The organism is Actinomadura chibensis NBRC 106107 (genome assembly GCF_001552135.1).
Classification (GTDB): domain Bacteria; phylum Actinomycetota; class Actinomycetes; order Streptosporangiales; family Streptosporangiaceae; genus Spirillospora; species Spirillospora chibensis.
On sequence record NZ_BCQP01000033.1, the window covers coordinates 14,687 to 35,893 of the forward strand.

19 protein-coding genes and 2 pseudogenes are annotated in these 21,207 nt (G+C 75.7%); 12 read left to right on the forward strand and 9 right to left on the reverse strand.

Annotation, left to right across the window (positions count from 1 at the left end):
• The first annotated feature begins 20 nt into the window (after nucleotides 1–20).
• From ACH01S_RS19665 to ACH01S_RS19680, 4 genes and pseudogenes are all read left to right on the forward strand, one after another.
• On the forward strand, nucleotides 21–425 hold the full coding sequence (locus tag ACH01S_RS19665; RefSeq protein ID WP_067893285.1) for a 6-pyruvoyl trahydropterin synthase family protein: 405 nt from the start codon (nucleotides 21–23) through the stop codon (nucleotides 423–425).
• Complete coding sequence (locus ACH01S_RS19670; RefSeq protein WP_067893287.1) at nucleotides 422–1,492, forward strand: glycosyltransferase family 4 protein; 1,071 nt, start codon at nucleotides 422–424, stop codon at nucleotides 1,490–1,492. Before ACH01S_RS19665 ends, ACH01S_RS19670 begins: the two co-directional genes overlap by 4 nt.
• Nucleotides 1,489–2,307, forward strand: a complete 819-nt coding sequence (locus ACH01S_RS19675; RefSeq protein ID WP_067893289.1) for a methyltransferase domain-containing protein — start codon at nucleotides 1,489–1,491, stop codon at nucleotides 2,305–2,307. The genes ACH01S_RS19670 and ACH01S_RS19675 overlap by 4 nt, the downstream gene beginning before the upstream one ends.
• Nucleotides 2,235–3,062: pseudogene (locus tag ACH01S_RS19680) on the forward strand (lysylphosphatidylglycerol synthase transmembrane domain-containing protein); the annotation flags it as partial. The gene ACH01S_RS19675 and the pseudogene ACH01S_RS19680, both read left to right, overlap by 73 nt.
• A gap of 3 nt (nucleotides 3,063–3,065) precedes the next feature.
• On the opposite strand, the gene ACH01S_RS19685 reads toward ACH01S_RS19680, so the two are convergent.
• The 4 genes and pseudogenes from ACH01S_RS19685 to ACH01S_RS19695 all read right to left on the reverse strand — a co-directional run bounded on the left by ACH01S_RS19685 (nucleotide 3,066) and on the right by ACH01S_RS19695 (nucleotide 6,919).
• Nucleotides 3,066–3,827 (reverse strand): creatininase family protein, encoded by a 762-nt coding sequence (locus ACH01S_RS19685; protein ID WP_083980886.1) that lies wholly within the window; start codon nucleotides 3,825–3,827, stop codon nucleotides 3,066–3,068.
• Between the two features lie 52 nt (nucleotides 3,828–3,879).
• Nucleotides 3,880–4,539 (reverse strand): annotated as a pseudogene (locus tag ACH01S_RS46080) (phosphatase PAP2 family protein); the annotation flags it as partial.
• Between the two features lie 192 nt (nucleotides 4,540–4,731).
• The gene (locus ACH01S_RS19690; protein ID WP_067893293.1) at nucleotides 4,732–5,685 is read right to left on the reverse strand and encodes a zinc-binding dehydrogenase; all 954 of its coding nucleotides are present in this window, start codon (nucleotides 5,683–5,685) and stop codon (nucleotides 4,732–4,734) included.
• A gap of 112 nt (nucleotides 5,686–5,797) precedes the next feature.
• Nucleotides 5,798–6,919, reverse strand: coding sequence for an ROK family transcriptional regulator (locus ACH01S_RS19695; RefSeq protein ID WP_067893295.1), 1,122 nt, complete (start codon nucleotides 6,917–6,919; stop codon nucleotides 5,798–5,800).
• Between the two features lie 153 nt (nucleotides 6,920–7,072).
• Here ACH01S_RS19695 and edd point away from each other — a divergent pair, with 153 nt between their 5' ends.
• The 4 genes from edd to ACH01S_RS19715 are packed head-to-tail and all read left to right on the forward strand — an operon-like array spanning nucleotide 7,073 to nucleotide 10,984.
• The gene (gene edd / locus ACH01S_RS19700) at nucleotides 7,073–8,896 is read left to right on the forward strand and encodes a phosphogluconate dehydratase (RefSeq protein ID WP_067893297.1); all 1,824 of its coding nucleotides are present in this window, start codon (nucleotides 7,073–7,075) and stop codon (nucleotides 8,894–8,896) included.
• Nucleotides 8,893–9,915, forward strand: coding sequence for a glucokinase (gene glk, locus ACH01S_RS19705; protein ID WP_067893299.1), 1,023 nt, complete (start codon nucleotides 8,893–8,895; stop codon nucleotides 9,913–9,915). Before edd ends, glk begins: the two co-directional genes overlap by 4 nt.
• Nucleotides 9,912–10,538: a bifunctional 4-hydroxy-2-oxoglutarate aldolase/2-dehydro-3-deoxy-phosphogluconate aldolase gene (gene eda, locus ACH01S_RS19710; RefSeq protein WP_067893301.1), complete on the forward strand. Its 627-nt coding sequence runs from the start codon at nucleotides 9,912–9,914 to the stop codon at nucleotides 10,536–10,538. Before glk ends, eda begins: the two co-directional genes overlap by 4 nt.
• A 56-nt stretch (nucleotides 10,539–10,594) precedes the next feature.
• The gene (locus tag ACH01S_RS19715) at nucleotides 10,595–10,984 is read left to right on the forward strand and encodes a PPOX class F420-dependent oxidoreductase (protein ID WP_067893303.1); all 390 of its coding nucleotides are present in this window, start codon (nucleotides 10,595–10,597) and stop codon (nucleotides 10,982–10,984) included.
• Here the strand turns inward: ACH01S_RS19715 and ACH01S_RS44490 are convergent.
• On the reverse strand, nucleotides 10,965–11,135 hold the full coding sequence (locus tag ACH01S_RS44490; RefSeq protein ID WP_169809308.1) for a hypothetical protein: 171 nt from the start codon (nucleotides 11,133–11,135) through the stop codon (nucleotides 10,965–10,967). The genes ACH01S_RS19715 and ACH01S_RS44490 overlap by 20 nt on opposite strands.
• A 73-nt stretch (nucleotides 11,136–11,208) precedes the next feature.
• Between ACH01S_RS44490 and ACH01S_RS19720 the strand changes: the two genes are divergently transcribed.
• The gene (locus ACH01S_RS19720; RefSeq protein WP_246237006.1) at nucleotides 11,209–12,135 is read left to right on the forward strand and encodes a LysR family transcriptional regulator; all 927 of its coding nucleotides are present in this window, start codon (nucleotides 11,209–11,211) and stop codon (nucleotides 12,133–12,135) included.
• 7 nt (nucleotides 12,136–12,142) lie between these two features.
• On the opposite strand, the gene ACH01S_RS19725 is transcribed toward ACH01S_RS19720, so the two are convergent.
• Nucleotides 12,143–14,686, reverse strand: a complete 2,544-nt coding sequence (locus ACH01S_RS19725; protein ID WP_083980887.1) for an ABC transporter permease — start codon at nucleotides 14,684–14,686, stop codon at nucleotides 12,143–12,145.
• A 129-nt stretch (nucleotides 14,687–14,815) separates the two neighbouring features.
• Between ACH01S_RS19725 and ACH01S_RS19730 the strand changes: the two genes are divergently transcribed.
• Complete coding sequence (locus ACH01S_RS19730; RefSeq protein ID WP_083980889.1) at nucleotides 14,816–16,114, forward strand: sensor histidine kinase; 1,299 nt, start codon at nucleotides 14,816–14,818, stop codon at nucleotides 16,112–16,114.
• The gene (locus ACH01S_RS19735) at nucleotides 16,111–16,755 is read left to right on the forward strand and encodes a response regulator (RefSeq protein ID WP_067893304.1); all 645 of its coding nucleotides are present in this window, start codon (nucleotides 16,111–16,113) and stop codon (nucleotides 16,753–16,755) included. The genes ACH01S_RS19730 and ACH01S_RS19735 overlap by 4 nt, the downstream gene beginning before the upstream one ends.
• Nucleotides 16,756–16,793: 38 nt before the next feature.
• On the opposite strand, the gene ACH01S_RS19740 is transcribed toward ACH01S_RS19735, so the two are convergent.
• A complete protein-coding gene (locus ACH01S_RS19740; RefSeq protein ID WP_067893306.1) occupies nucleotides 16,794–17,276 on the reverse strand; it encodes a DUF1707 SHOCT-like domain-containing protein in 483 nt (160 codons plus the stop codon).
• Between the two features lie 3 nt (nucleotides 17,277–17,279).
• Nucleotides 17,280–17,969 (reverse strand): PadR family transcriptional regulator, encoded by a 690-nt coding sequence (locus tag ACH01S_RS19745; RefSeq protein WP_148344615.1) that lies wholly within the window; start codon nucleotides 17,967–17,969, stop codon nucleotides 17,280–17,282.
• A 225-nt stretch (nucleotides 17,970–18,194) separates the two neighbouring features.
• Between ACH01S_RS19745 and ACH01S_RS19750 the strand changes: the two genes are divergently transcribed.
• Nucleotides 18,195–20,180 carry a bifunctional phosphatase PAP2/O-acyltransferase family protein gene (locus tag ACH01S_RS19750; RefSeq protein ID WP_083980888.1) on the forward strand — a complete coding sequence of 662 codons (1,986 nt, stop codon included), beginning with the start codon at nucleotides 18,195–18,197 and terminating at the stop codon, nucleotides 20,178–20,180.
• Nucleotides 20,181–20,201: 21 nt separating this feature from the next.
• Here ACH01S_RS19750 and hpnH read toward each other — a convergent pair whose 3' ends face one another.
• A complete protein-coding gene (gene hpnH / locus ACH01S_RS19755; protein WP_067893310.1) occupies nucleotides 20,202–21,206 on the reverse strand; it encodes an adenosyl-hopene transferase HpnH in 1,005 nt (334 codons plus the stop codon).
• Nucleotide 21,207: the final 1 nt, after the last annotated feature.

Consider the following 21,207-nt stretch of genomic DNA (forward strand, 5'->3'; position numbering starts at 1 on the left):
GACCGACTGGAGTTGGCACGTTGTTCGCGATCACCGTCCGGGACCACATCATGATCGCCCACAGTTTCCAGGGTGAGGTGTTCGGGCCCGCGCAGCGGCTCCACGGCGCCACCTTCGTGGTGGACGCGACGTTCCGCCGCGCCGAACTCGACCCGGACGGCATCGTCGTCGACATCGGCCTCGCCACCCGCGAGCTGGGCGAGGTGCTGGGCGCCCTCAACTACCGCAACCTCGACGACGAGCCGGAGTTCGCGGGGGTCAACACCTCGACCGAGTTCCTCGCCAAGGTCGTCGCCGACCGGCTCGCCGACCGGGTGAACGCGGGGGCGCTGGGCGAGCACGCGCGCGGCCTGTCCGGCATCGCCGTCACACTGCGCGAGTCCCACGTCGCGTGGGCCACCTACGAGCGGGACCTGGCGCCATGAACACGGAGGTGTGCGTGGTCGTCCCGGCCGACATCGACGACGCGGCCGCGCCGAGCGGCGGCAACCGCTACGACCGGCGGCTGTGCGAGGCGCTCGCCGCGTCCGGGCGTCCCCTCCGGGAACTGGCCGCGCCCGGCGGGTGGCCGCGGCCCGACGAGCGGGCCCGCGCGGGGCTGGCCCGGATGCTCGGCGCGCTGCCCGACGGCTCCGTCGTCCTGCTGGACGGACTCGTCGCGTGCGGCGTCCCGGAGATCGTCGTGCCGGAGGCGGCGCGGCTGCGGCTCGCGGTCCTCGTCCACCTGCCGCTCGCGGACGAGCCCGGCCAGGACGACCTCAACGCGGGCGAGCGCGAGGTGCTGGAGGCGGCCGGGGCCGTCGTCGCGACCAGCCCCTGGGCCCGCGACCATTTGATCGCCCACCACGGGCTCGAACCGTCGCGCGTCCACGCCGTCCCGCCGGGGACGGACCCGGCGCCGCTCGCCACCGGCACGGACGGGGCGACCGGGCTGCTGTGCGTCGCGTCGGTGACGCCGCGCAAGGGGCACGACGTCCTCGTCGAGGCGCTCTCCGGCCTCGCGCACCTGCCGTGGCGGTGCGAGTGCGCCGGTCCGCTGCGCCGCGACCCCGACCACGTGGCGCGGCTGCGGCAGCGGATCGCCCGGCACCGGCTGGACGAGCGCGTCGTGCTGGCCGGGCCGCTCACCGGCAAGCGGCTGGACGACGCCTACGCCGCCGCCGACCTGGTCGTCCTCGCGTCCCGGGCCGAGACGTACGGGATGGTCGTGACCGAGGCGCTCGCGCGCGGGATCCCGGTCGTGGCCACGTCGGTGGACGCCGTCCCCGACACGCTCGGCTTCGACGCGTCCGGCGGCGTGCCGGGGCTGCTCGTCCCGCCGGACGACCCGGCCGCGCTCGCCGGGGCGCTGCGCCGCTGGCTCGTCGAGCCCGCCACCCGGACCCGGCTGCGCGCGTCGGCGCGGCTCCGCCGCACCGCCCTGCCCGGCTGGGACGATACGGCCCGCCGCATGTCAGCCGTCCTTTCCAGACTTCGCCGGGAGACCCGATGAACACGCCGACCGTCGACGAGCCGGGATTCGACCCCGCGTGGCTGGCGCTGCGGGAGGGGGCGGACGCGGCCGCGCGGGCGGCCGAGCTGATCGGGCCGCTGCGCGCCGCGCTGCCGCCCACCGGCCCGCTCGTCATCTGGGACCTCGGCTGCGGCACCGGCTCGCTCGGCCGCTGGCTGTCCGGGCGGCTGCGCGGGCCGCAGCACTGGGTCCTGCACGACAGCGACCCCGCCCTGCTCGAACGGGCCCGCGGCAACGTCTACACCTCCGTGGACGACCTGCCCGCCACCATCGAGACCCGCGTCGGCGACGTCGGCGCGCTGCGCGCCTCCGACCTCGTCGGCGCGTCGCTCGTCACCGCGTCCGCGCTGCTGGACGTGCTGACCGCGGACGAGGTCGAGGCCGTCGCGGCGGCCGTCGCCTGCCCGGCGCTGCTGACCCTGTCCGTCGTCGGACGCGTGTGGCTGTCGCCGTCCGACCCGCTCGACGCGGAGATCGCGGACGCGTTCGACGCCCACCAGCGCCGCGACGGTCTCCTCGGACCGGACGCCGGGACCGTCGCGGCCCGGGCGTTCGAGCGGCGCGGCGCGTCCGTCGTGACCCGGCCGAGCACGTGGCGGCTCGGTCCCGGGCAGGCCGCGCTGACCCGGGTGTGGCTGCGCGGCTGGGTCGGCGCCGCCGTGGAGCAGCGCCCCGACCTGGCCTCCGCCGCGGCCGCCTACCTGGACCGGAGGCTCGCCGAATGCGCGTCCGGCCGCCTCACCGCCGAGGTCCACCACATCGACCTGCTCGCACTCCCCGGAGGCGCGTCGTGAAGAAGCTCTGGCCCCGGCTGCGCCTGCTCGCGGGCGTCGGCATCCTCGGCGGGCTGGTCTGGTGGCACAGCACCGGCGCCTTCCTGGACGCCCTCCGCGCCATCGACGGGCGCTCCCTGCTCATCGCCCTCGGCATCGGGCTGGCGACCACCGTGCTGAGCGCGGCGCGCTGGCGCCTGGTCGCCGGGCGGCTCGGCGTCCGGCTGCCCCTCGGCTGGGCCGTCGCGGACTACTACAAGGCCCAGTTCCTCAACGCGGTACTGCCCGCCGGGGTCCTCGGGGACGTCCACCGGGCCGTGAACCAGGGGCGGTGGTCGGGCGCAGGCGGAGTGCGCGCCGTGTTTCTCGAACGGGTGATGGGGCAGGCCGTCCCGGTGCTGGTGGGGGTCGTCGTCCTGTTCACGCAGCCCGCCGTGCTGTCGGTGATGACGCCCGTGCTGATCGGGATCGGGGTCGTGCTGAGCGTGCTGCTCGCCCTCGCCCGCTGGCGGCACCGGGCCCTCGCCGCGACGCTCGCCGACGCCCGGTCCGTCCTGGACGCCTGGCCCGCCGTCGCCGCGCTGTCGGCCGCCGCCCTCGCCGGGCACCTGACGCTGTTCGTCGTCGCCGCCCGCCTCGCCGGGGCGACCGCGCCGCTCCTGGACCTGCTGCCCCTGCTGCTGCTGGCGCTGCTCGTGATGATGCTGCCGGTGAACGTCGGCGGCTGGGGGCCGCGGGAGGCCGTCCTCGCCGTCGCGTTCGGGGCCGCCGGGCTCGGCTCAGCGCAGGGGCTGACCGTCGCCGTCGTCTACGGCGTGCTGACCTTCGTCGCGTGCCTGCCGGGCGCGGCCGTCCTGCCCCTGAAGCGCCGCCAGGCACCCCCCGAACGCCGCGACGAGGCTGCCGAGCGCGTCCCGGCCCTTGCCGGCGCTCGCCAGTGACGGGCGCCCGATGACCCCGGAGGCGGTGTAGGGGGCCATCCCCAGGGTCAGCAGGGACCGCCGGTCACCGGCCAGGTGATCGGCGGTCTCGTAGCCGTCCCGCACCAGCTCGGGATGGGCGTGCAGCAGGATCGACGTCTCCAGCTCGCCGGCGTGCATGTCGGCGTCGCCGCCGGTCTCCATGCCCGCCGCTCTCCGGGCGTCCTCCCACTCGTCCAGGCCGGGGAACAGGGCCATGTCGCCGTGCGCCTCCTGCACCGCGTTCCCGAGGACGTAGTTGCCGCCGTGCCCGTTCACCAGCACGAGCTTCGGGACCCCGGCCCGGCGCAGCGACTCGGCGACGTCCCGCACGAGCGCGTGCAGGGTCGCCGCCGAGATGCTCACCGTTCCGGGCCAGGCCGCGTGCTCATGCGAGCACGAGATCGTCACGGGCGGGAGCGTCCGCACCGGGTGCGCCTTCGCGATCTCCGCCGCGATCGTGCAGGCGATCACCGTGTCCGTCGCCAGCGGCAGGAACGGGCCGTGCTGCTCGTGGCTCCCGACCGGCAGCACCGCCACCGGGACGTCCGGAACCTCCGAGCTCGTGTGCGTCGGCAGCATGTCCACCACCCTGCCGCATCCGCTCCGCGACCGCGACCAGCGCCATCGCCCCGGCCAGCAGGACGGCGGCGACGAGGCCGTCCGTCCAGTAGTGGTTGGCCGTCACCACGACCACGAACACCGTGACCGGCGCGTGGAGCGCGACCGCCCAGCGCCACCGGCTCCGCGACACCCGCAGCACCGTCACCGCGACCAGGACCGCCCACCCGATGTGCAGCGACGGCATCGCCGCGTACTGGTTCGCGATCCCGTCCGCCGCCGCCGGATACGCCGACGGCCCCACCGTCAGCATCGTGTCGACGGCCCCCACCCCGGCGAGCCGCGGCGGCGCCAGCGGGAACAGCATGTGCACGACGAGCCCCGCCGCCGTCAGCACCACCAGCTCGTTCCGCACCCTCCGGTAGGACGACCGGTGCCGCGCGTAGACCCAGACCAGCAGCAGCGCCGTCCCGGGGAAGTGCACGCTCACGTAGTACACGTTCGCCAAGAACGCGGTGTGGTCCCACCCGAGCGCCCAATGCTGGAAGCCGACCTCGCTCGGCAGCCACCCGCGCTCGAACCCCCACAGCCACTTCGCGTTCGACAGGGCCTCACCCGGACCGTGCTGGACGAGCGTCCGCCCCCATTTGTAGAACGCGAACAAGGCCAGCAGCAGCCCCACCTCGGTCAGCAGCGGCCGCGCCCTGCCCGCCCGCATCGCCACGCTCGCCATTCGTCCTCCCCGTATCGGTCGCCTCGCCGTCCATGACAACCTTCGCGTCCGACATTCCAGGAAGCACTGGCCCCAACCACCCCTCGCCCGAAGGGAAAACCCCCATCCGAAGGTGGAGCTAACCCCACCCTTTCGCGCTTCGAGATCACGCCGCCCAGGTCAGCGGGCTCCCTACGGGTTGGTCCCGATGGGCTAGGGGAGCAGGAGGGTCTTGGCGAGGACGGTCCGGTTCTCGATCGCCGTGTGCGCGTCGGCGGCGCGTTCGAGGGGGAAGGTCTGGCCGATGACGGGGCCGAGGACGCCTTCGGCGGCCTTCGCCAGGGCCTTGCGGAGGAGGCGGATCCGTTCGTCCCTGCCGATCTGGACGTCCTGGATGCCGCGGAGCGTGATGCCTCGGCGTCCGGCCTCTTCCGGGTCGGCCGCGGTGAAGCCGCCCAGGGTCGCGCCGTGGGCGGAGAACGTGCCGCCGTCGGCGGTCGCGCCGAACGCGGCGAGGCCGATCCGGTCGCCGACCCCGTCGAAGACGGTGTCGGCCTGCCCGCGGATCTCGTCCGCCCAGCCGGGCTCGGAGTAGTCGAGGACGATGTCCGCGCCCAGTTCGCGGGCCAGTTCCAGCTTGCGCGCGCCGCGCGCCGCGGCGGCGACCCGGGCGCCCACCGCGTGCGCGAGCCGGACGAGCAGCACGCCCATCCCGCCGGTCGCGCCCACCACGAGGACGGTCTCCCCGGCCTTGACCCCGGCGGCCTCGAAGACGCACAGCGCGGTGACGCCGTCGTGCAGCAGCGCCGCCGCCTCGTTCTGGCCCACCCCGTCCGGGACGGGAACCACGGCGTCCAGCGGGACGGCGACCCGCTCGGCGTAGGCGCCGCCATCGACGGAGACCACGACGCGCCGTCCGACCCAGGCGGGGTCCACGTCCGGACCGGCGGCGGTCACGACACCGGCCCCGCCACCCCCCGGCACGTACGGCGGCCGCACGTCGAAGAACTCCTTGGCGAGGCCCGCGCGGATGCGCGTCTCCACGAACAGGGTGTCCACGGCGTCCATGCCGACCACGACCCGCCCGGGGCCGGCCGCCGGATCCGGCGCGTCCCGGACCTCCAGCACCCGAGGCCCGCCGAACTCCCTGACTTCGATCACCCGCATGCCGGGTCCCCCCTTCATCGGACGCCCAGTCTTCTTCCTCAACCAAACTTGAGGTCAAGCGGCCCCGGCGGTATCCCGGCTCCATCGCCGGACGGCAAGCGCCGGGCATGGGTCAGACGGCGGCGTCGATGGCGGCGGGGGAGAGGAGGTGGGTTAGGGCCATGGCGGCGCAGCCGGTGAGGCCCGCTTGCTCGCCGAGGCGGCTGGGCTCGATGCGGAGGCTGCGGGTGGCGAGGGCCGTGGAGCGCTGGTAGACGACCTCGCGCAGGCCCGCGATCAGCGGCTCGTCCGCGCCGACCAGGTCGCCGCCGAGGACGACGACCGCCGGGTTGAGGAGGTTGACGGCGGTGGCGACGACCTCGCCGATGCGGCGTCCGGCGTCGCGGAGGAGGGCGACGGTGGCGGGGTCGCCGGCGCGGGCCAGCGCGGCGAGCCCGGCCAGGTCGTCGGCGGGGGAGCGGGCGAGCAGGGCGCCGCCCCCGGCGATCGCCTCGACGCAGTTGACGTTGCCGCAGCGGCACGGCGCCTGGACGGGCGCGGAGACCGGCACGTGGCCGAGCTCGCCCGCCGCGCCGAGCGCGCCCCGCTGGATCCGGCCGCCCGCGATCAGCCCCGCGCCGATGCCGGTGGACACCTTGACGAACAGCAGGTCGTCGACGCCGGGGTGGGCGCGGTGCTCGCCGAGGGCGGCGGCGTTGACCTCGTTGTCCAGGTAGGCGGGGACGCCGAAGCGGGCGGCGATCGGGGGGCCGACCTCGACGCCGTCCCAGCGTCCCGGGGCGTGCTCGACGGCGTCGGGGACGCCGAGCCCGACGCCCCGCACCGTCGCCGCGCCGATCCCGGACGCGGCGAGCAGCGCCTCCCACTCGTCCAGCAGGCGGGGGAGCGTCTTGCCGGGGGACGTGTCGGCCGGGGGCCCGTCGGCGCGGGCGAGGACCGTCCCGGCGAGGTCGCACACTGCGAGCTGGCCGCGCGACTGGCCGAGGTTCGCGACGAGGACGGTCCCGCCCGCCGCGTTGAACTCCAGCCGGGCCGGGGGCCGCCCGCCGGTGGACGGCCCGTCGGCGCGCTCCACGACGAGGCCGCGCGCGATGAGGGCGGCGACGCGGGACGCGACCGCCGGGCGGGACAGCCCGGTGATCCGCCCCAGCTCGGCGCGGGTGGCGACGCCGTCCTCCCGGATCAGCCGGAGCAGGTCGCCTGCGGTGGACGGACGCGTGACGGGGCGCGGCATCCGGCCAGTCAAGCACGCCCGTATTCAGTACGTCCAGGTCGCGCAACTGCCAGGCTTTTGTAAGCAGATATTCAAAAGTCGGCTTGTGTGCGTTACGTATGTCTCGGTAGCTTGACCATCCGGAGAAGCGAACCCCCTGGTCTGGAGCGTTCTATGGCTGTCCATCCCGTGGTGGCGGAAGTGACCCGGCGCGTCGCCGCGCGGAGCGCCGGGTCGCGCGGCGCCTACCTGGCCCGGATCCGGGACGCCCGGACGCAGGGCCCCGCGCGCGGCGGCATGGGCTGCGCGAACCTCGCCCACGGCTTCGCGGCCTGCGGCGTCCAGGACAAGCTGTGGCTGCGCGGCGACGTCACGCCCAACATCGCGATCGTGTCGGCGTACAACGACATGCTGTCCGCGCACCAGCCGCTGAAGGACTACCCGGACGTCCTGAAGGGCGCGATCCGCGCGGCGGGCGGGACGGCGCAGTTCGCGGGCGGCGTCCCCGCGATGTGCGACGGGATCACGCAGGGCCGCGCGGGCATGGAGCTGTCGCTGTTCAGCCGGGACGTGGTGGCGATGGCGACGGCGGTGGCGCTGTCCCACGACATGTTCGACGGGGCGCTGCTGCTCGGCGTGTGCGACAAGATCGTCCCGGGGCTGGTGATCGGGGCGCTGTCGTTCGGGCACCTGCCGGTGATCCTGGTGCCCGCCGGGCCGATGGCGTCCGGGCTGCCGAACGGGGAGAAGGCGAAGGTCCGCAAGCGGTTCGCGGCGGGCGAGATCGGCCGCGAGCAGTTGCTCGCGGCCGAGGCCGCGTCCTACCACTCGCCCGGCACCTGCACCTTCTACGGGACGGCCAACTCCAACCAGCTCCTCATGGAGGTCATGGGCCTGCACCTGCCGGGGGCGAGCTTCGTCCCGCCGGACACGAAGCTGCGGGAGGCGCTGACCGAGGCGGCCGGACGGCGCGTCCTGAAGCTCACGAACCTGGCCGAGGAGTACACCCCGGTCGGCGAGCTGCTGGACGAGCGCGCCTTCGTCAACGGCGTCGTCGCGCTGCTCGCCACGGGCGGGTCGACGAACCACACGCTGCATCTCGTCGCGATGGCCGCGGCCGCCGGGATCGAGCTGACCTGGGACGACTTCGACGAGCTGTCCGCCGTGACGCCGCTGCTGACCCGCCTCTACCCGAACGGGACGGCCGATGTGAACCACTTCCACGCGGCGGGCGGCACGGCGTTCCTCATCGGCGAGCTGATCGACGCCGGGCTCCTGCACGAGGACGCCCGCACGGTCGGCGGCGCCACCCTCGCCGCCTACCGCCGGGTGCCGGAGTTCGCGGGCGGCACGGTCGAATGGCGGGAGGCCCCCGGCGAGTCGGGCGACCGGAACGTCCTGCGCCCGGTCGCGGACCCGTTCGACACCCACGGCGGACTGCACACCGTCCGGGGCAACCTCGGCCGGGCCGTCGTCAAGGTGTCGGCGGTGCGCCCCGAGCACCGGACGATCGAGGCCCCGGCCCGCGTGTTCGACTCGCAGGAACACCTCCAGCGCGCGTTCGCCGCCGGGGAGCTGGACCGGGACGTCGTCGCGGTCGTCCGCAACCAGGGGCCGCGCGCCAACGGCATGCCCGAGCTGCACCGGCTGACGCCGCCGCTGTCCGTCCTTCAAGACCGCGGACACCGCGTCGCGCTGGTGACGGACGGCCGCATGTCCGGCGCGTCCGGGGCGGTCCCGGCCGCGATCCACGTGTCGCCGGAGGCGGCGGCGGGCGGGCCGCTCGCCCGCGTCCGCGACGGGGACCTCGTCCGGCTCGACGCCGACGCGGGGGTGCTGGAGGTCCTCGTCCCGGACGAGGAGTTCGCCGCCCGCGAACCCGCGTCCGACACCCTGTCCGACACCGCGTCCGACACCTGGGGGACGGGACGCGAGCTGTTCCGCGCCTTCCGCCACGCCGTCGGCCCGGCGGAGCGCGGCGCGGGGGTCTTCGCGTGACCGGGCCGCGCGGCGCCTGGCTGATCGCCGACGTCGGCGGCACCAACGCCCGGTTCGCGCTGGTCGACGGCCCGGACGGCGCCCCCTACCGGATCAGGTCGCTGCCGACCCGCGAGCACGCCGGGCTCGCCGAGGCGGCCGCCGCCTACCTCGCCCGGTACGCGCCGGACGTCCGGCCGACCGCCGCGTGCCTCGCGGTCGCCGGACCGGTCGCCGGCGGGACGTTCCACCTCACCAACGCGGGCTGGCCCAAGGGCACGCCGGAGGAGGTGCGGGCCCGGCTCGGCGTCCCGTACCTGGACGTCCTCAACGACTTCGAGGCGCTCGCCCTCGCCCTGCCGCGCCTGGGCGGGGACGACCTGGTCCCGATCGGCGGCGGGAGCCCGAGCCCGGACGCGCCGAAGGCCGTCGTCGGGCCGGGCACCGGGCTGGGCGTCGCGGGGCTCGTCCCGACGCCGTCCGGGTGGGTGCCGCTGGCCGGGGAGGGCGGGCAGGTCGACGTCCCCGCCGCGACCGACCGGGAACTGGACGTCGCGCGCCTCCTCCGCAAGGTGAAGGGCACGGCGACCGCCGAGTACCTGCTGTCCGGGGCGGGCCTGGCCCGCATCCACCGCTACCTCGCCGCGCTCGACGGCGCGGACGCCCCCGGCCTCACCGCCGAGGAGATCACCGAGCGCCGCGACGACCCGCGCTGCGCCGAGGCCCTCGGGATGTTCTGCGCGCTGCTCGGCTCGCTCGCCGGGAACGTCGCGCTGACGCTCGGCGCCCGCGGCGGCGTCTACCTCGGCGGCGGGATCCTGCCGCGCGTCGCCGACGTGCTCGGCGGCAGCGCGTTCCGCGAGCGCTTCGAGGGGAAGCCACCCCTGGAGGAGTACATGCGCGGCATCCCGACCGCGCTGATCGTCCATCCGGCCCCGGCGCTCGCCGGGGCCGCCGCCCGGCTCGCGCAGAGCCTGCCCGACCCGCAAGCCCCGCCCGCCACGGCCACCTCGCATCCGACCGACCTGGAGCCCGCATGATCGCCGATGAGCTGTTCGACCTCGCGCCCGTGATCCCGGTCGTGGTGCTGGACGACGCGGACGCCGCCGTCCCGCTCGCCCGCGCGCTCCTCGCCGGCGGGCTGCCCGCCATCGAGGTCACGCTGCGCACCCCGGCGGCGCTGGAGGCGATCGCGCTGATCGCCGCCGAGGTCCCGGACGCGGTGGTCGGCGCGGGCACGGTCGTCCGGCCCGAGGACGCGGAGCGGTCCGCCGCCGCCGGGGCCCGGTTCCTCGTCAGCCCCGGCTGCACCGAGCGGCTGCGGGCCGCGATGCTCGCGACCCGCCTGCCGTTCCTGCCGGGGGTCGCGACCGCGTCCGAGGCGATCGCCCTGCTGGAGGACGGCGTCACCGCGATGAAGTTCTTCCCCGCCGGGCCCGCGGGCGGGCCCGCGTACCTGAAGGCGCTCGCCGGGCCGCTGCCCCGCGCGAGGTTCTGCCCGACCGGCGGCGTGACGCCCCGGAACGCCGCCGAGTACCTCGCCCTGGACAACGTCGGCTGCGTCGGCGGGACGTGGCTCACCCCGCGGGACGCGGTCCGCGCGGGCGACTTCGACCGCGTCCGCGCGCTCGCCGCCGAGGCCGCCGCGCTCCGCCCTGCCTGATGTCACCGACCGCGGCCCGATGTCACAAACCGCGCGGGCCGTCCCGTCTCAAGGGCATGACCACCACATCGACGCTTGACGGCCTGCGGAGGCAGCGCGCCGTCATGCTGACGTCCTACCGCAGGGACGGGACGCCGGTCGGCACTCCCGTCAGCATCGTCGTGCGCGGCGAGCACGCCTACTTCCGCACCTACGACAAGGCGTTCAAGGCGAAGCGCCTGGCGCGCAACCCGGAGGTGGAGATCGCGCCGAGCACCACCAGGGGCAAGGTGACCGGCCGGGCGGTGCGGGGGCGCGTCCGGCTGCTCAGCGAGGAGGAGGCCCGGCCGGTCCGGGGGATGCTGGCGCGCAAGCACCCGTTCCTGCAGGGGTTCGCGGTCCCGCTGTTCCACCGGATGAAGGGCTACCGGACGCTCCACTACGAGGTCACGCTCGACCGGGACTGACGGCGCAGTGCGGGCAGGGGCCGGCGGTGAGGGGCCGCCCGCCCGCGTTCGGGAGGAGCTCCATCCGGAGCCGCCCGCAGGCGCAGCGGACCCAGACGACGACGCCGTCGCTGGTCAGGTGCCGGGACAGGATCGTGTTCTGCTCGCTCATGGGAGCAGTCTGCGGCCGGTCGACCGTTGCCGTCCATTTCAGATTTCCTCATCCGACCGTGCAAGATGGTTACATGATTGACCTGCGGCGGCTGCACATGCTCCGGCTCGTCCACCAGTACGGGACGGTCACGTCCGCGGCGGAGGCGATGCACCTCACCCCGTCGGCGGTGTCCCACCACCTGCGCGAGCTGGCGCGGGAGCTGCGGGTGCCGCTGCTGGAGCCGCAGGGCCGCAAGGTGCGGCTCACCCCGGCGGCGCAGCTGCTCATCGTCCACGCCGACGGGCTGCTCGCCAAGTGGGAGGAGACCCTCGCCGACCTGGAGTCGCACCGCGCCGGGGTCACCGGCCCGCTGCGCATGTGCGGGTTCACGACGGCCGTCGGCGGGCTGATCGCCCCGGCCGCGGGCGCGCTCCGCCGCGCGGACCCGGCCCTCGTCGTCGAGGTCCGCGAGTGCGACACCGACGTGGCCATGGGCCTGCTCGCCGCCGGGGAGACCGACATCGCGGTCATCGAGCCGACCCCCGACGCGCCCCCGCCCGGCGACCCGCGCTTCGACCGGGAGCCGCTGCTGGAGGAGGCGCTCGACCTGATCGTCCCGGTCGGGCACCCCCTCGCGCCGCGGACCGGCGTCCGGCTGGAGGACGCGGCGGACGAGGCGTGGATCAGCGTCCAGCCGGAGGCCTGCGCCCACCACCAGCAGGTGATGACGTACTGCGCGGCCGCCGGGTTCACGCCGCGGATCGCGCACAACGCCACCACCTGGTCGGTGATCTGGGCGCTGGTCGCGAACGGGCTCGGCGTGTCGCTCGTGCCCCGGCTGGCCGCCGGGCCGTCCGACCAGCCGGTGGTCCGGGTGCCGCTGTCGGGGGACGGCGTCCCGAAGCGGCGGGTGCTGACCTGCGTGCGGCGGGGCAGCCGGGACGACCCGCTGATCGCGCGCGGGCTGGGCGCGCTGCGCGCCGCCGTCCCGGACCGCTGCGCGCTCGTCGCCGCCTGACGCCGCGTCACTGCGTCCCGATCGCCCGCAGGACGTCCATCCGCGCGGCCCGGCGGGCGGGCCACACGGCGGCGGCGACGCCGAGCACCGCCGCCGCAGCGACGTAGGCGGCGAGCCGCGCGTAGGGGACGTCGAGCACCTCCATGCCGCCGTCGCCCCTGGCCAGCGCCCGCTGCAGGACGATCCCCAGCACGATCCCCGTCCCGACGCCGAGGACCCCGCCGAACAGCGAGACGACGACCGCCTCGTACCGGATCATCCGGCGGAGCTGGCCGCGCTGCATCCCGACCGCACGGAGCATGCCGATCTCCCGCGTGCGCTCGGACACGGCGAGCGCGAGCGTGTTGACGATGCCGAGCGCGGCGACGAGGACCGACAGCACGAGCAGCCCGAGGACGAGGTCGAGGAACAGGTCGATCTGCCCGGCGGCGTCGGCCCTGACCTGGGCGCGGTCCTTCAGTTCGAGGTTCGGCCAGGGGGCGAGCGCCCGCTCCAGGGCGGCCCGGTCGGCGCCCGCGCCGTCGATCTCGATGCGGTCGATCGGGGCGTCGGGGTCGTGCGCGCGGTAGCCGTCCCACCCGATGATCATGCTGGGCGCGGACGGGGTCACCGACGGGCGGTCCGCGTAGACGCCCGCGACGCGGAAGGTGCGCCGCGTCCCGTCCTGGTACTGGCCGGGGACCGCCGTCCCGACGCGCCAGCCCTGGGCCTTCGCGACGCTGCGGCCGACGAGCAGCTCGTCCCCGCGCGGGGCGCGCGTGCCCTCCTGGAACGGGAGGCGGAAGTGGCCGAGCAGCTCGCCGGGGTCGCCCGCCGCCGCCGTCCGCACGGCGCCGCCCAGCCTGAGCCGGGCGGTGCGGATCGGGATCGCCGCCCGCACGCCGCCGACCCCCGCGACCGCGCCGGTCGCCCCCGCCGGGATCGGCGTGATCTGGCTCCGCCCGGTGACCTGGTAGTCGGCGGTGAGCCCGGCGGCGAGCTGCCGGTCCGCCGACGCCGCCATCGACTGGACGAGCACCGACACCGCCGCGATCAGCGCGAGCCCGATCGTCAGCGCGGACGCGGTCGCCGCCGTCCGGCGCGGGTCGCGCAGCGCGTTGCGCCCGCCGAGCCGGCCGGTGCTCCCGCCGAACCGCGCGACCGGCCACGCCAGCGCCCGGACGGCCGGACGGCTCAGCGCCGGCGAGACGGCGACCGTCCCGGCGAACACGGCCAGGGACCCCGCCCCCGCGAGGGTCAGCGCGGCCTTGTCGTGCGCGGCGAGCCCGGCCGCGATCAGGCCGCCGCCCGTGGCGAGCGCCGCCGCGCCCGCGAGCGTCCGGGCGCGCAGCGGACGGGGCGCGACCGCCCCCTCGCGGAGGGCGGCGACCGGCGGCACCCCCGCCGCGCGGCGCGCCGGGACGACGGCGGCGGCCAGCGTGACGAGCGTCCCCACCGCGTACGAGGCGACGACGGCGGACGGCGGCACGACCAGCGTCCCGAACGGCAGCGGCTCCCCGCCGGTGAGGAGGGAGGTCAGCCGCGCCAGCCCGGCCGCGACGCCCGCGCCCGCCGCGAGGCCGAGCGTCGACCCGGCCAGCCCGACCCCGGCCGCCTCGCCGAGCACCGACCGCGTCACCTGCCCGCGCGACGCGCCGACCGCGCGCAGCAGCGCGAGCTCCCGCACCCGCCCGCCGACCAGCATCGCGAAGGTGTTGAAGATGATGAACGACCCGACGAACACCGCGATCACGGCGAAGGCCAGCAGGAACGTCCGCAGCGCCGTGAGGATGTCCTTGAAGGAGTCGGACTGCTCGGCGATCGCCTGCCGCCCGGTGATCGCCTCGAACCCGGGCGGGAGCGTCGCGGCGACCGCGTCGCGGACCCGCTCCTGCGGGACGCCGCCGTCCGCGTGGACGACGATCCGCGCGTACGCCCCCGGGTGGTCCGACAGCAGGCGGCCCGCGGCGTCCGGCGCGAAAGCGGTCATCGAGAGCTGGTCGCTCAGCGCCGAGTCGCCGACCTCGAACAGGCCGGTGAGCCGGAACGTCCGCGTCCCGGACGCCAGCGCGACCGCGACCTGGTCGCCGACGCGGTACCCGGCCGCGCGGGCGGTGGTGACGTCCACGGCGACCTCGTCGGCGGCGGCGGGCGGCGCCCCGGCGGTGAGGCGCGGCAGCGACAGGTCGGGGTCGCCGTCCCACGCGACGCCGGTCTGCGGCTCCGCGCCCGCGATCCGCCCGCGCCGGTCGAGGACGGCGGCGAACCCGGTGACGACCCCGTGCGCCTTGGCGACGCCGTCCGCCCGCCGGACGGCGTCCAGCACCGCCGCCGGGACGGGCCGCTCCGCCGCCCGCTCGCCGAGCCCCGGCTCGAACGCCCGGTGCGCCCGGACGACCACGTCCGTGCCGCGGCCGAGGTCGGCGAAGGCCCGGTCGAACGAGCGGTCCAGTGTGGCGGAGAAGATCAGCGTGCCGGCGACGAACGCGACCCCGGCGACCACCGCGACCCCGGACAGCAGTAGCCGGGCGCGGTGCGCGGCGAGGCCGCGCAGGACGAGCTTCAGCATCATGCCGCCGATTCCAGCCCGCGCGGGCCGGGCGGCGGCAGCGCGGAACGTCGCGTCCGCCCGCGACGAACGGCCCCCGGACGCGACTTTCGTAGGGGTGCCCGCGCGCGGACGGGTGCGTACGGTGTGGTCATGCGATCGCCGCGTCCCGTCCTCGCGCGGCTGCCCGGGCGGCTCCGCCCGGACGGCCGCCCCCGCGACCTGGCCGCCGACGCCGCCGTCGTGCTCGCCGGGATCTACGTGACCTGGTGGACGGTCGCCGCGCCGGGCTCCATCGTCCGCTGGCACGGCGGCGCGACCCTCGCGCTGATGCTGGTCCCCGCGCTGGCGCTGGCGTTCCGCCGCCGCGCCCCGATGACCGTCGCGGCGCTGACCGCCGCGCTCGCCGCGCTCTACTGGCTCGTCGAGCTGGCCGCGCCCGGCACGCTGCTGCGCGTCCACGCCGACCACGCCCTCAGCGCGGCCGTGTGGTGGCCGCCGACCGCGCCGCTCGCGGCCTACGCGGCGATGGCGTTCCCGCGCGAGGGCGGGCGGCCCGTCTGGGTCCGCGGGCTGCCGGTCGCGGCGCTGCTCGTCCCGATCGGCTGCCTGGACGACGTCCTCCCCGACGCGGCGATGCGGCGGTTCGCCGCCGCCGAGACCGGCACCGTGAACGCCCTCGTGTTCCGCAGCGTCGCGATCGTGGTGGGCGCCGCGCTGCTCGGCATGTACGCGGCGGCGCGCCGCCGCGCCGTGCAGGGCCTCACCGAGCGGGCCGAGCGCGCCGAGCGGGAGCGGCACCTGCTCGCCGAGCGGGCCCGCGCGGAGGAGCGCGCCCGGCTCGCCGCCGAGATGCACGACGTCGTCGCGCACCGGGTGACGCTGATGGTGCTGCAGGCGGGCGCGCTGCGCGTCCGCGCCCCGGACGAGGCGACCCGCGCGGCGGCCGAGGAGCTGCGCGGCGCCGGGTGCCAGGCGCTCGAGGAGCTGCGCGACGTCATCGGCCTGCTGCGGCGCGGCCCCGGCGAGCCGCCCGCCGCCGCGCACGGGCCGCTGCCGGACCTGGCCGCGCTGGTCGCGGAGTCGGCGTCGGTCGGCGTCCGGGTCGAGCTGGCCGAGCACGGCGACCCGCCGTCGGCGTCGCCCGCCGTGGGGCGCACCGCGTACCGGGTCGTCCAGGAGGCGCTCACCAACGCGCGCAAGCACGCGCCGGGCGCGGCCGTCCGGGTGGACGTCCGCTACCGCACCGACGGGGTGACGCTGACCGTCCGGAACACGGCGCCGTCCGGCGCGCCGGACGCCGACCTCGCCGCCAGCGGCTCCGGGACGGGCCTCGCCGGGCTCCGCGAGCGCGTCGAGCTGATCGGCGGGACCTTCGCGGCGGGCCCCGACCCGGACGGCTTCCGCGTCGAGGCGTCCCTGCCCGCCTACCTGCCGGTGGGCGCTCCGTGATCACGGTGCTGCTGGTGGACGACGAGCCCATGGTCTGCGCGCACCTGCGCACGATCCTCGGGGCGGCCGACGACGTCGAGGTCGTCGGGGAGGCGCACGACGGGGCGGCGGGCGTCGAGGCGGTCGTCCGGTACCGGCCGCACGTGGTGCTCATGGACCTGCGCATGCCCGGCGTGGACGGCCTCGCCGCCATCGAGCGCGTCGCCGCGCTGCGCTCCCCGCCCGTGGTCGTCGCGCTGACGACGTTCGACGCGGACGAGTACGTCATCCGGGCCCTGCGCGCGGGCGCGGCGGGGTTCCTGCTGAAGTCGACGCCGCCGGAGGACCTCGTGAAGCTCGTCCGGGTCGCCGCCGACGGGCACACGGTGCTGTCGGCCGCCGCGACGACGCGGCTGCTCGGCACGGCGGGCGCCCGCGCGGACGGCCGCGCCCGGACCCGCGACCTGCTCGGCGGCCTCACCGGACGCGAGACCGAGGTGCTCGGCTGCCTCGGCGAGGGGCTGTCGAACGCGCAGATCGCGGGCCGCCTCCACCTCAGCGAGGCCACCGTGAAGGGCCACGTTTCCCGCCTCCTCGACAAGCTCGGCTGCGCCAACCGGACGCAGGCCGGCCTCCTCGCCCGGGACGCCGGCCTGCGCTGAGCCCGCCCGCCACGGCGGTCACGGCGCGGGCGCCGTGGTCACGCGCGGTGCCGCGACCGCCGCGTCCCGAACGCCAGCACGACCGCCTTCACCACCCAGATCACGAGCGCGATCTGCAGGACGGCGAGGACCCCCGCGCCCGGCCCGACCGTGAAGGCGAGCACCAGGAACACCCCGAGCATGAGCGGGAACACCGGGAAGTGCGGCCCGTGCCGGTGGCGCCGGGACAGGTGCCGGTGATGGCGCTTCCACGCGGGGTGCCCCGGCCCGCCGAACATCACCGCCGCGCCCTGCTCCCAGGACACGGCGGGCGCCGGTTCGGGATCGGGCAGGCCGGTGGGGGACGGCAGGTCGCGGACGAGCGCCCGCAGGTCGCCGCGCGTCCGGGCGGACAGCACGGCCTCCAGCCGCTCGTCGAGTTCGGCGCGGTCGAGGCGGCCCGCGGCGAAGTGGTCGTGCAGGGCGAGCGTGACCGCGTCGCGTTCGGCGTCCCCGACGCGGATGTCATCCTGGCGTGCCATTGCTCACTCCCTGGTGGTCGGCCCGGCGTCGGTCGGCCCGCCGCCGTCGTCGGCGTCGTCGGGCGCGTCGTCGGCGAGGATGCGGTAGAGGTCGCGGCGCGCCCCAGACAGGACGATCCGCGCCTGCTCGACCTGCTCGGCGGAGCCGGAGTGGACGATCTGCATCACCGCGGCCCCCGTCTGCGCGGCCTGCTTGAACAGCTCGGGAACCCCCTCGCCGAACTCGGGCGTCATCTCGGCCCACGGCTCGGCCAGCCGGTCGGCGTGCTCCTCGACGTAGCCGCGGCCCTCGTCGGTGAGGCGGAACGAGCGGCGCCCGCCGGACTCCTCGCCCGCGATGAGGCCCTCGTCGGCGAGCTGCTGGAGCGCCGGGTAGACCGCGCCGGGGCTGGGCTTCCAGGCCCCGCCGCTGCGCTCGTTGATCTCCTGGATGATCTGGTAGCCGTTGCGCGGCTCCTCGGCGAGCAGGACGAGGATCGCCGCCCGCACGTTGCCCTTGCGCGCCTTGGCGCCGCGCCCCCACGGGCCGCCGCGCCCGCGCGCCCACGGCGGCCGCGGCCCGAAGCCGAAGGACGACGGCCCCCACGGCCCGCCGGGACCGGGCCCGCCGGGCCCGTGGGTGCCGGGTCCGCCGCCGAACAGGGCGCCGAACGGGAAGTCGCGCCAGGGGCCCCGGCCGTGCATGTGCCCCATGTTCTCCACCTGCCTTCTGAGATCTCTCTATGAGTTCTCGCGATACGACAACGATATATCGAAGACGTACTGTCGCGCCAGATGGTTCCCACCGGGCCCGTCCCTGCCGGATGCTGTCTCGTAGCCGGGTCCGGGGCCGCGCGCCGGACCCGGGCATGATCCATAAATCCCGTCATCGCCGTCTGATCGCCAGGAATCCTGGGTAACAGCGGTAAAGGGAGGGCCATGGGCACACACGAAGCGGTGACCGCGCGCGACGCGGTGCTGGCCCCGGCGGACGCGGCGCGCCGCCCGCTCCGCGTCCGCCGGGAACTGCTCGCCGGACTGCTGCTGTTCTCGCTGTACGCGCTGGTCACGCGGCTCCCCGAGCAGGGCAGGACGGCGGCGGCCCGAGCCCACGGCGAGGCGATCTTCCGGCTGGAGAAGTCGCTCCACCTCGACGTCGAGCCCACGCTCAACGGGTGGCTCGCCGACCAGTCGGTGCTCCGCGTCCTCGCGAACTACGAGTACGCGATCACCTACATCGCGAGCGCGCTGGCCCTGCTGGTGTGGCTGTTCCTCCGCCATCCCGAGCGGTACCGGACGGCACGCAACGGGTTCATCCTGCTCAACCTCGGCGGGCTGACCTGCTTCGCGTTGTACCCGGTCATGCCGCCGCGCCTGATGCCCGACCTCGGGTTCGTCGACACGGTCCTGCTCGGAAGGACGTGGGGGTCGTGGGGCTCGCCGCTGGTCGAGCACGCCGACAAGTTCGCCGCCGTCCCGTCCCTGCACATGGGCTGGACGCTGTGGGTCGGCGTCGAGCTGGCCCGGGTGAACGCGCGCCGCTGGGTGCAGGTGGTGAACGCGGCGCACGTCCTCGTCACGCTGTACGTGATCCTCGCGACCGCCAACCACTACATCCTGGACGCGGCCGCCGCCGTCCCGTTCGTCGCCGCCGCCGTGTACGCGGCCGACCGCATCGGCCGCGCGCCGTCCGCCCGCGTCCAGGGCCCGGACGCGTTCTTCCTCGCCGTGGAGACCCCCGCCGCGCCGCAGCAGGCCGGTGGCGTGATCATGCTGGACACCGAGCGCGGACCCGTCCATCGGGACGATCTCATCCGCGTGATCCAGGAGCGGCTGGACGGGCTGCCCCGGTTCCGGCAGCGGCTCGTCCGACGGGGGCGCTGGCGCCGTCCCGTCTGGGCCGACCACGACACGGTGGACTGGGAGTGGCACGTCCCCGAGCGGCACGTCGACGGCATGGCCGGGCTGCGCGCGCTGGTCGCGGAGATCCAGTCCGAGGCGCTGCCGCTCGACCGGCCGCCGTGGCGGATGGTCGTCGTGCAGGGCGCCGAGCCCGGCCGCACCGCCGTCGTGTACCTGATGCACCACGTCGTCGCCGACGGCGTCGGGATCGTCGCGCAGGCGATGTACCTGATGGAGCCCCCGCCCGACAACCTCGGCGCGAAGTTCCCGCGCAAGCCGTTCCAGAAGGCGCTAGCGACCGTGGTGGGGCTCGGCCAGCTCGCCACCGCCGTGTCGAAGCCGGAGCCGCTGCCCGCGAGCGGGACGTCCGACCGCCGCTACGGCACGATGCAGCTCCCGCTGAAGACCGTGCGGGACGTGGGCCGCCGCTACGGCGCCCGCGTCACCGACGTCGTGCTGTGCGCGGTCGCGGGCGCGCTGAACCGGGTCGTCAGCGAGGAGGACGGCAGGCCCGGCACGTGCCGCGTCGCCGTCCCGCTGATGATGCGGCCGCCGGGCAGCGCCATGGTCGGCAACCACACGACGGCCGTCATGGTGGACCTGCCGATCGGGAAGATGACCGAGCCCGACCGGCTCGCGGAGATCGCGCGGCGCGGCCGGGTGCTGCGCTCCGGCACCCGCGCGCAGGCCGCCTGGTTCGTGATGTGGCAGGCCGGACGGGTCATGCCCGCCCCGCTGCACGCCCGCTTCGCCCGGATGTCCTACAGCGGCCGGTTCCTCCAGGGGACGGTGTCGAGCCTCCCCGGCCCGGACAAGCAGCTCTGGCTGGCGGGCGCGCCGCTCACCGCCGTGTTCCCGATCGTCCCGCTGGCGCCCGGCGCGCCGCTCGCCATCGCGGGCCTCGGCGTCGACCGCGACCTGTGCTTCGGACTCTCGCTCGACCCGGGCCTCACCGACGACGCGGACGCGCTGATGGACGCCGTCCGCGACATCATCGAGGAACTGAGGGACGAACCCGAGTGACCCGCGGTGACCGGAGAGCGGTCAGATGCTCCGGACGGCGCGCAGCGACTCCTTGAGCGAGCCCATCGTCGCGAAGACGGCGGTGGGCTCGTAGCCGCAGTGCGCCATGCAGTTGGCGCAGCGGTCGTCCTTGCCGCGCCCGTAGGAGTCCCAGTCGGTGGTGTCGAGGAGCTCCTGGTAGGTGGCGGTGTAGCCGTCGTCCATCAGGTAGCAGGGACGCTGCCAGCCCTTCAGCGAGTACGACGGGATCGCCCACGCCGTGCAGGGGAAGTCGACCTTCCCCTCAAGGAAGTCCAGGAACAGGGGCGAGTGGTTGAAGCGCCACTTCTTGCGGCGGCCGTCGGCGAACGCCTTGCGGAACAGCTCCCGCGTCTCCTGGACGCCGAGGAAGTGCTCCTGGTCGGGCGCCTTCTCGTAGGCGTACGCGGGCGAGATCATCATCTGGTCGACGCGCAGGTCGTCGTTCAGGAAGTCGAGCACGTCGATCACGGTCTTCGGGGTGTCGGTGTTGAACACGGTCGTGTTCGTCGTCACCCGGAAGCCGCGCTCGCGGCACGTCCTGATCGCCGCGACGGCCTGGTCGAACACGCCGTCCTTGCAGACGGACGCGTCGTGCCGCTCGCGCAGCCCGTCCAGGTGGACGGCCCAGGCGAAGTACCGCGACGGCTCGAACATGTCGATCTTCTTCGGGATCAGCGCCGCGTTCGTGCAGAGGAACACGTACCGCTTCATCTTGACCAGCTCGGCGACCAGTTCGCCGATCCGCGGGTGCATGAGCGGCTCGCCGCCCGCGATCGACACCATCGGCGCGCCGCACTCGCGGATCGCGGCGACGGCCTGCTCCACCGGCATCCGCTGCTTGAGCACGTCCGCCGGGTGCTGGATCTTCCCGCAGCCCGCGCACGCCAGGTTGCACGCGTAGAGCGGTTCCAGCTCGACGAGCAGCGGGAACCGCTTGCGCCCGGCCAGCCGGTTGCGCAGCACGTACGCGCCGATGCGGAGGCTCTGGCGCAGTGGCATCGCCATC

Excerpts from the sequence above, each read along its gene's own strand:
- ACH01S_RS19670 (WP_067893287.1), top strand. The coding sequence starts at position 422 with ATGAACACGGAGGTGTGCGTGGTCGTCCCGGCCGACATCGACGACGCG.
- ACH01S_RS19675 (WP_067893289.1), top strand. The coding sequence starts at position 1,489 with ATGAACACGCCGACCGTCGACGAGCCGGGATTCGACCCCGCGTGGCTG.
- ACH01S_RS19685 (WP_083980886.1), bottom strand. The coding sequence starts at position 3,827 with ATGCTGCCGACGCACACGAGCTCGGAGGTTCCGGACGTCCCGGTGGCG.
- ACH01S_RS19690 (WP_067893293.1), bottom strand. The coding sequence starts at position 5,685 with ATGCGGGTGATCGAAGTCAGGGAGTTCGGCGGGCCTCGGGTGCTGGAG.
- ACH01S_RS19695 (WP_067893295.1), bottom strand. The coding sequence starts at position 6,919 with ATGCCGCGCCCCGTCACGCGTCCGTCCACCGCAGGCGACCTGCTCCGG.
- edd (WP_067893297.1), top strand. The coding sequence starts at position 7,073 with ATGGCTGTCCATCCCGTGGTGGCGGAAGTGACCCGGCGCGTCGCCGCG.
- eda (WP_067893301.1), top strand. The coding sequence starts at position 9,912 with ATGATCGCCGATGAGCTGTTCGACCTCGCGCCCGTGATCCCGGTCGTG.
- ACH01S_RS19715 (WP_067893303.1), top strand. The coding sequence starts at position 10,595 with ATGACCACCACATCGACGCTTGACGGCCTGCGGAGGCAGCGCGCCGTC.
- ACH01S_RS44490 (WP_169809308.1), bottom strand. The coding sequence starts at position 11,135 with ATGAGCGAGCAGAACACGATCCTGTCCCGGCACCTGACCAGCGACGGC.
- ACH01S_RS19720 (WP_246237006.1), top strand. The coding sequence starts at position 11,209 with ATGATTGACCTGCGGCGGCTGCACATGCTCCGGCTCGTCCACCAGTAC.
- ACH01S_RS19725 (WP_083980887.1), bottom strand. The coding sequence starts at position 14,686 with ATGATGCTGAAGCTCGTCCTGCGCGGCCTCGCCGCGCACCGCGCCCGG.
- ACH01S_RS19730 (WP_083980889.1), top strand. The coding sequence starts at position 14,816 with ATGCGATCGCCGCGTCCCGTCCTCGCGCGGCTGCCCGGGCGGCTCCGC.
- ACH01S_RS19740 (WP_067893306.1), bottom strand. The coding sequence starts at position 17,276 with ATGGCACGCCAGGATGACATCCGCGTCGGGGACGCCGAACGCGACGCG.
- ACH01S_RS19745 (WP_148344615.1), bottom strand. The coding sequence starts at position 17,969 with ATGGGGCACATGCACGGCCGGGGCCCCTGGCGCGACTTCCCGTTCGGC.
- ACH01S_RS19750 (WP_083980888.1), top strand. The coding sequence starts at position 18,195 with ATGGGCACACACGAAGCGGTGACCGCGCGCGACGCGGTGCTGGCCCCG.
- hpnH (WP_067893310.1), bottom strand. The coding sequence starts at position 21,206 with ATGGCGATGCCACTGCGCCAGAGCCTCCGCATCGGCGCGTACGTGCTG.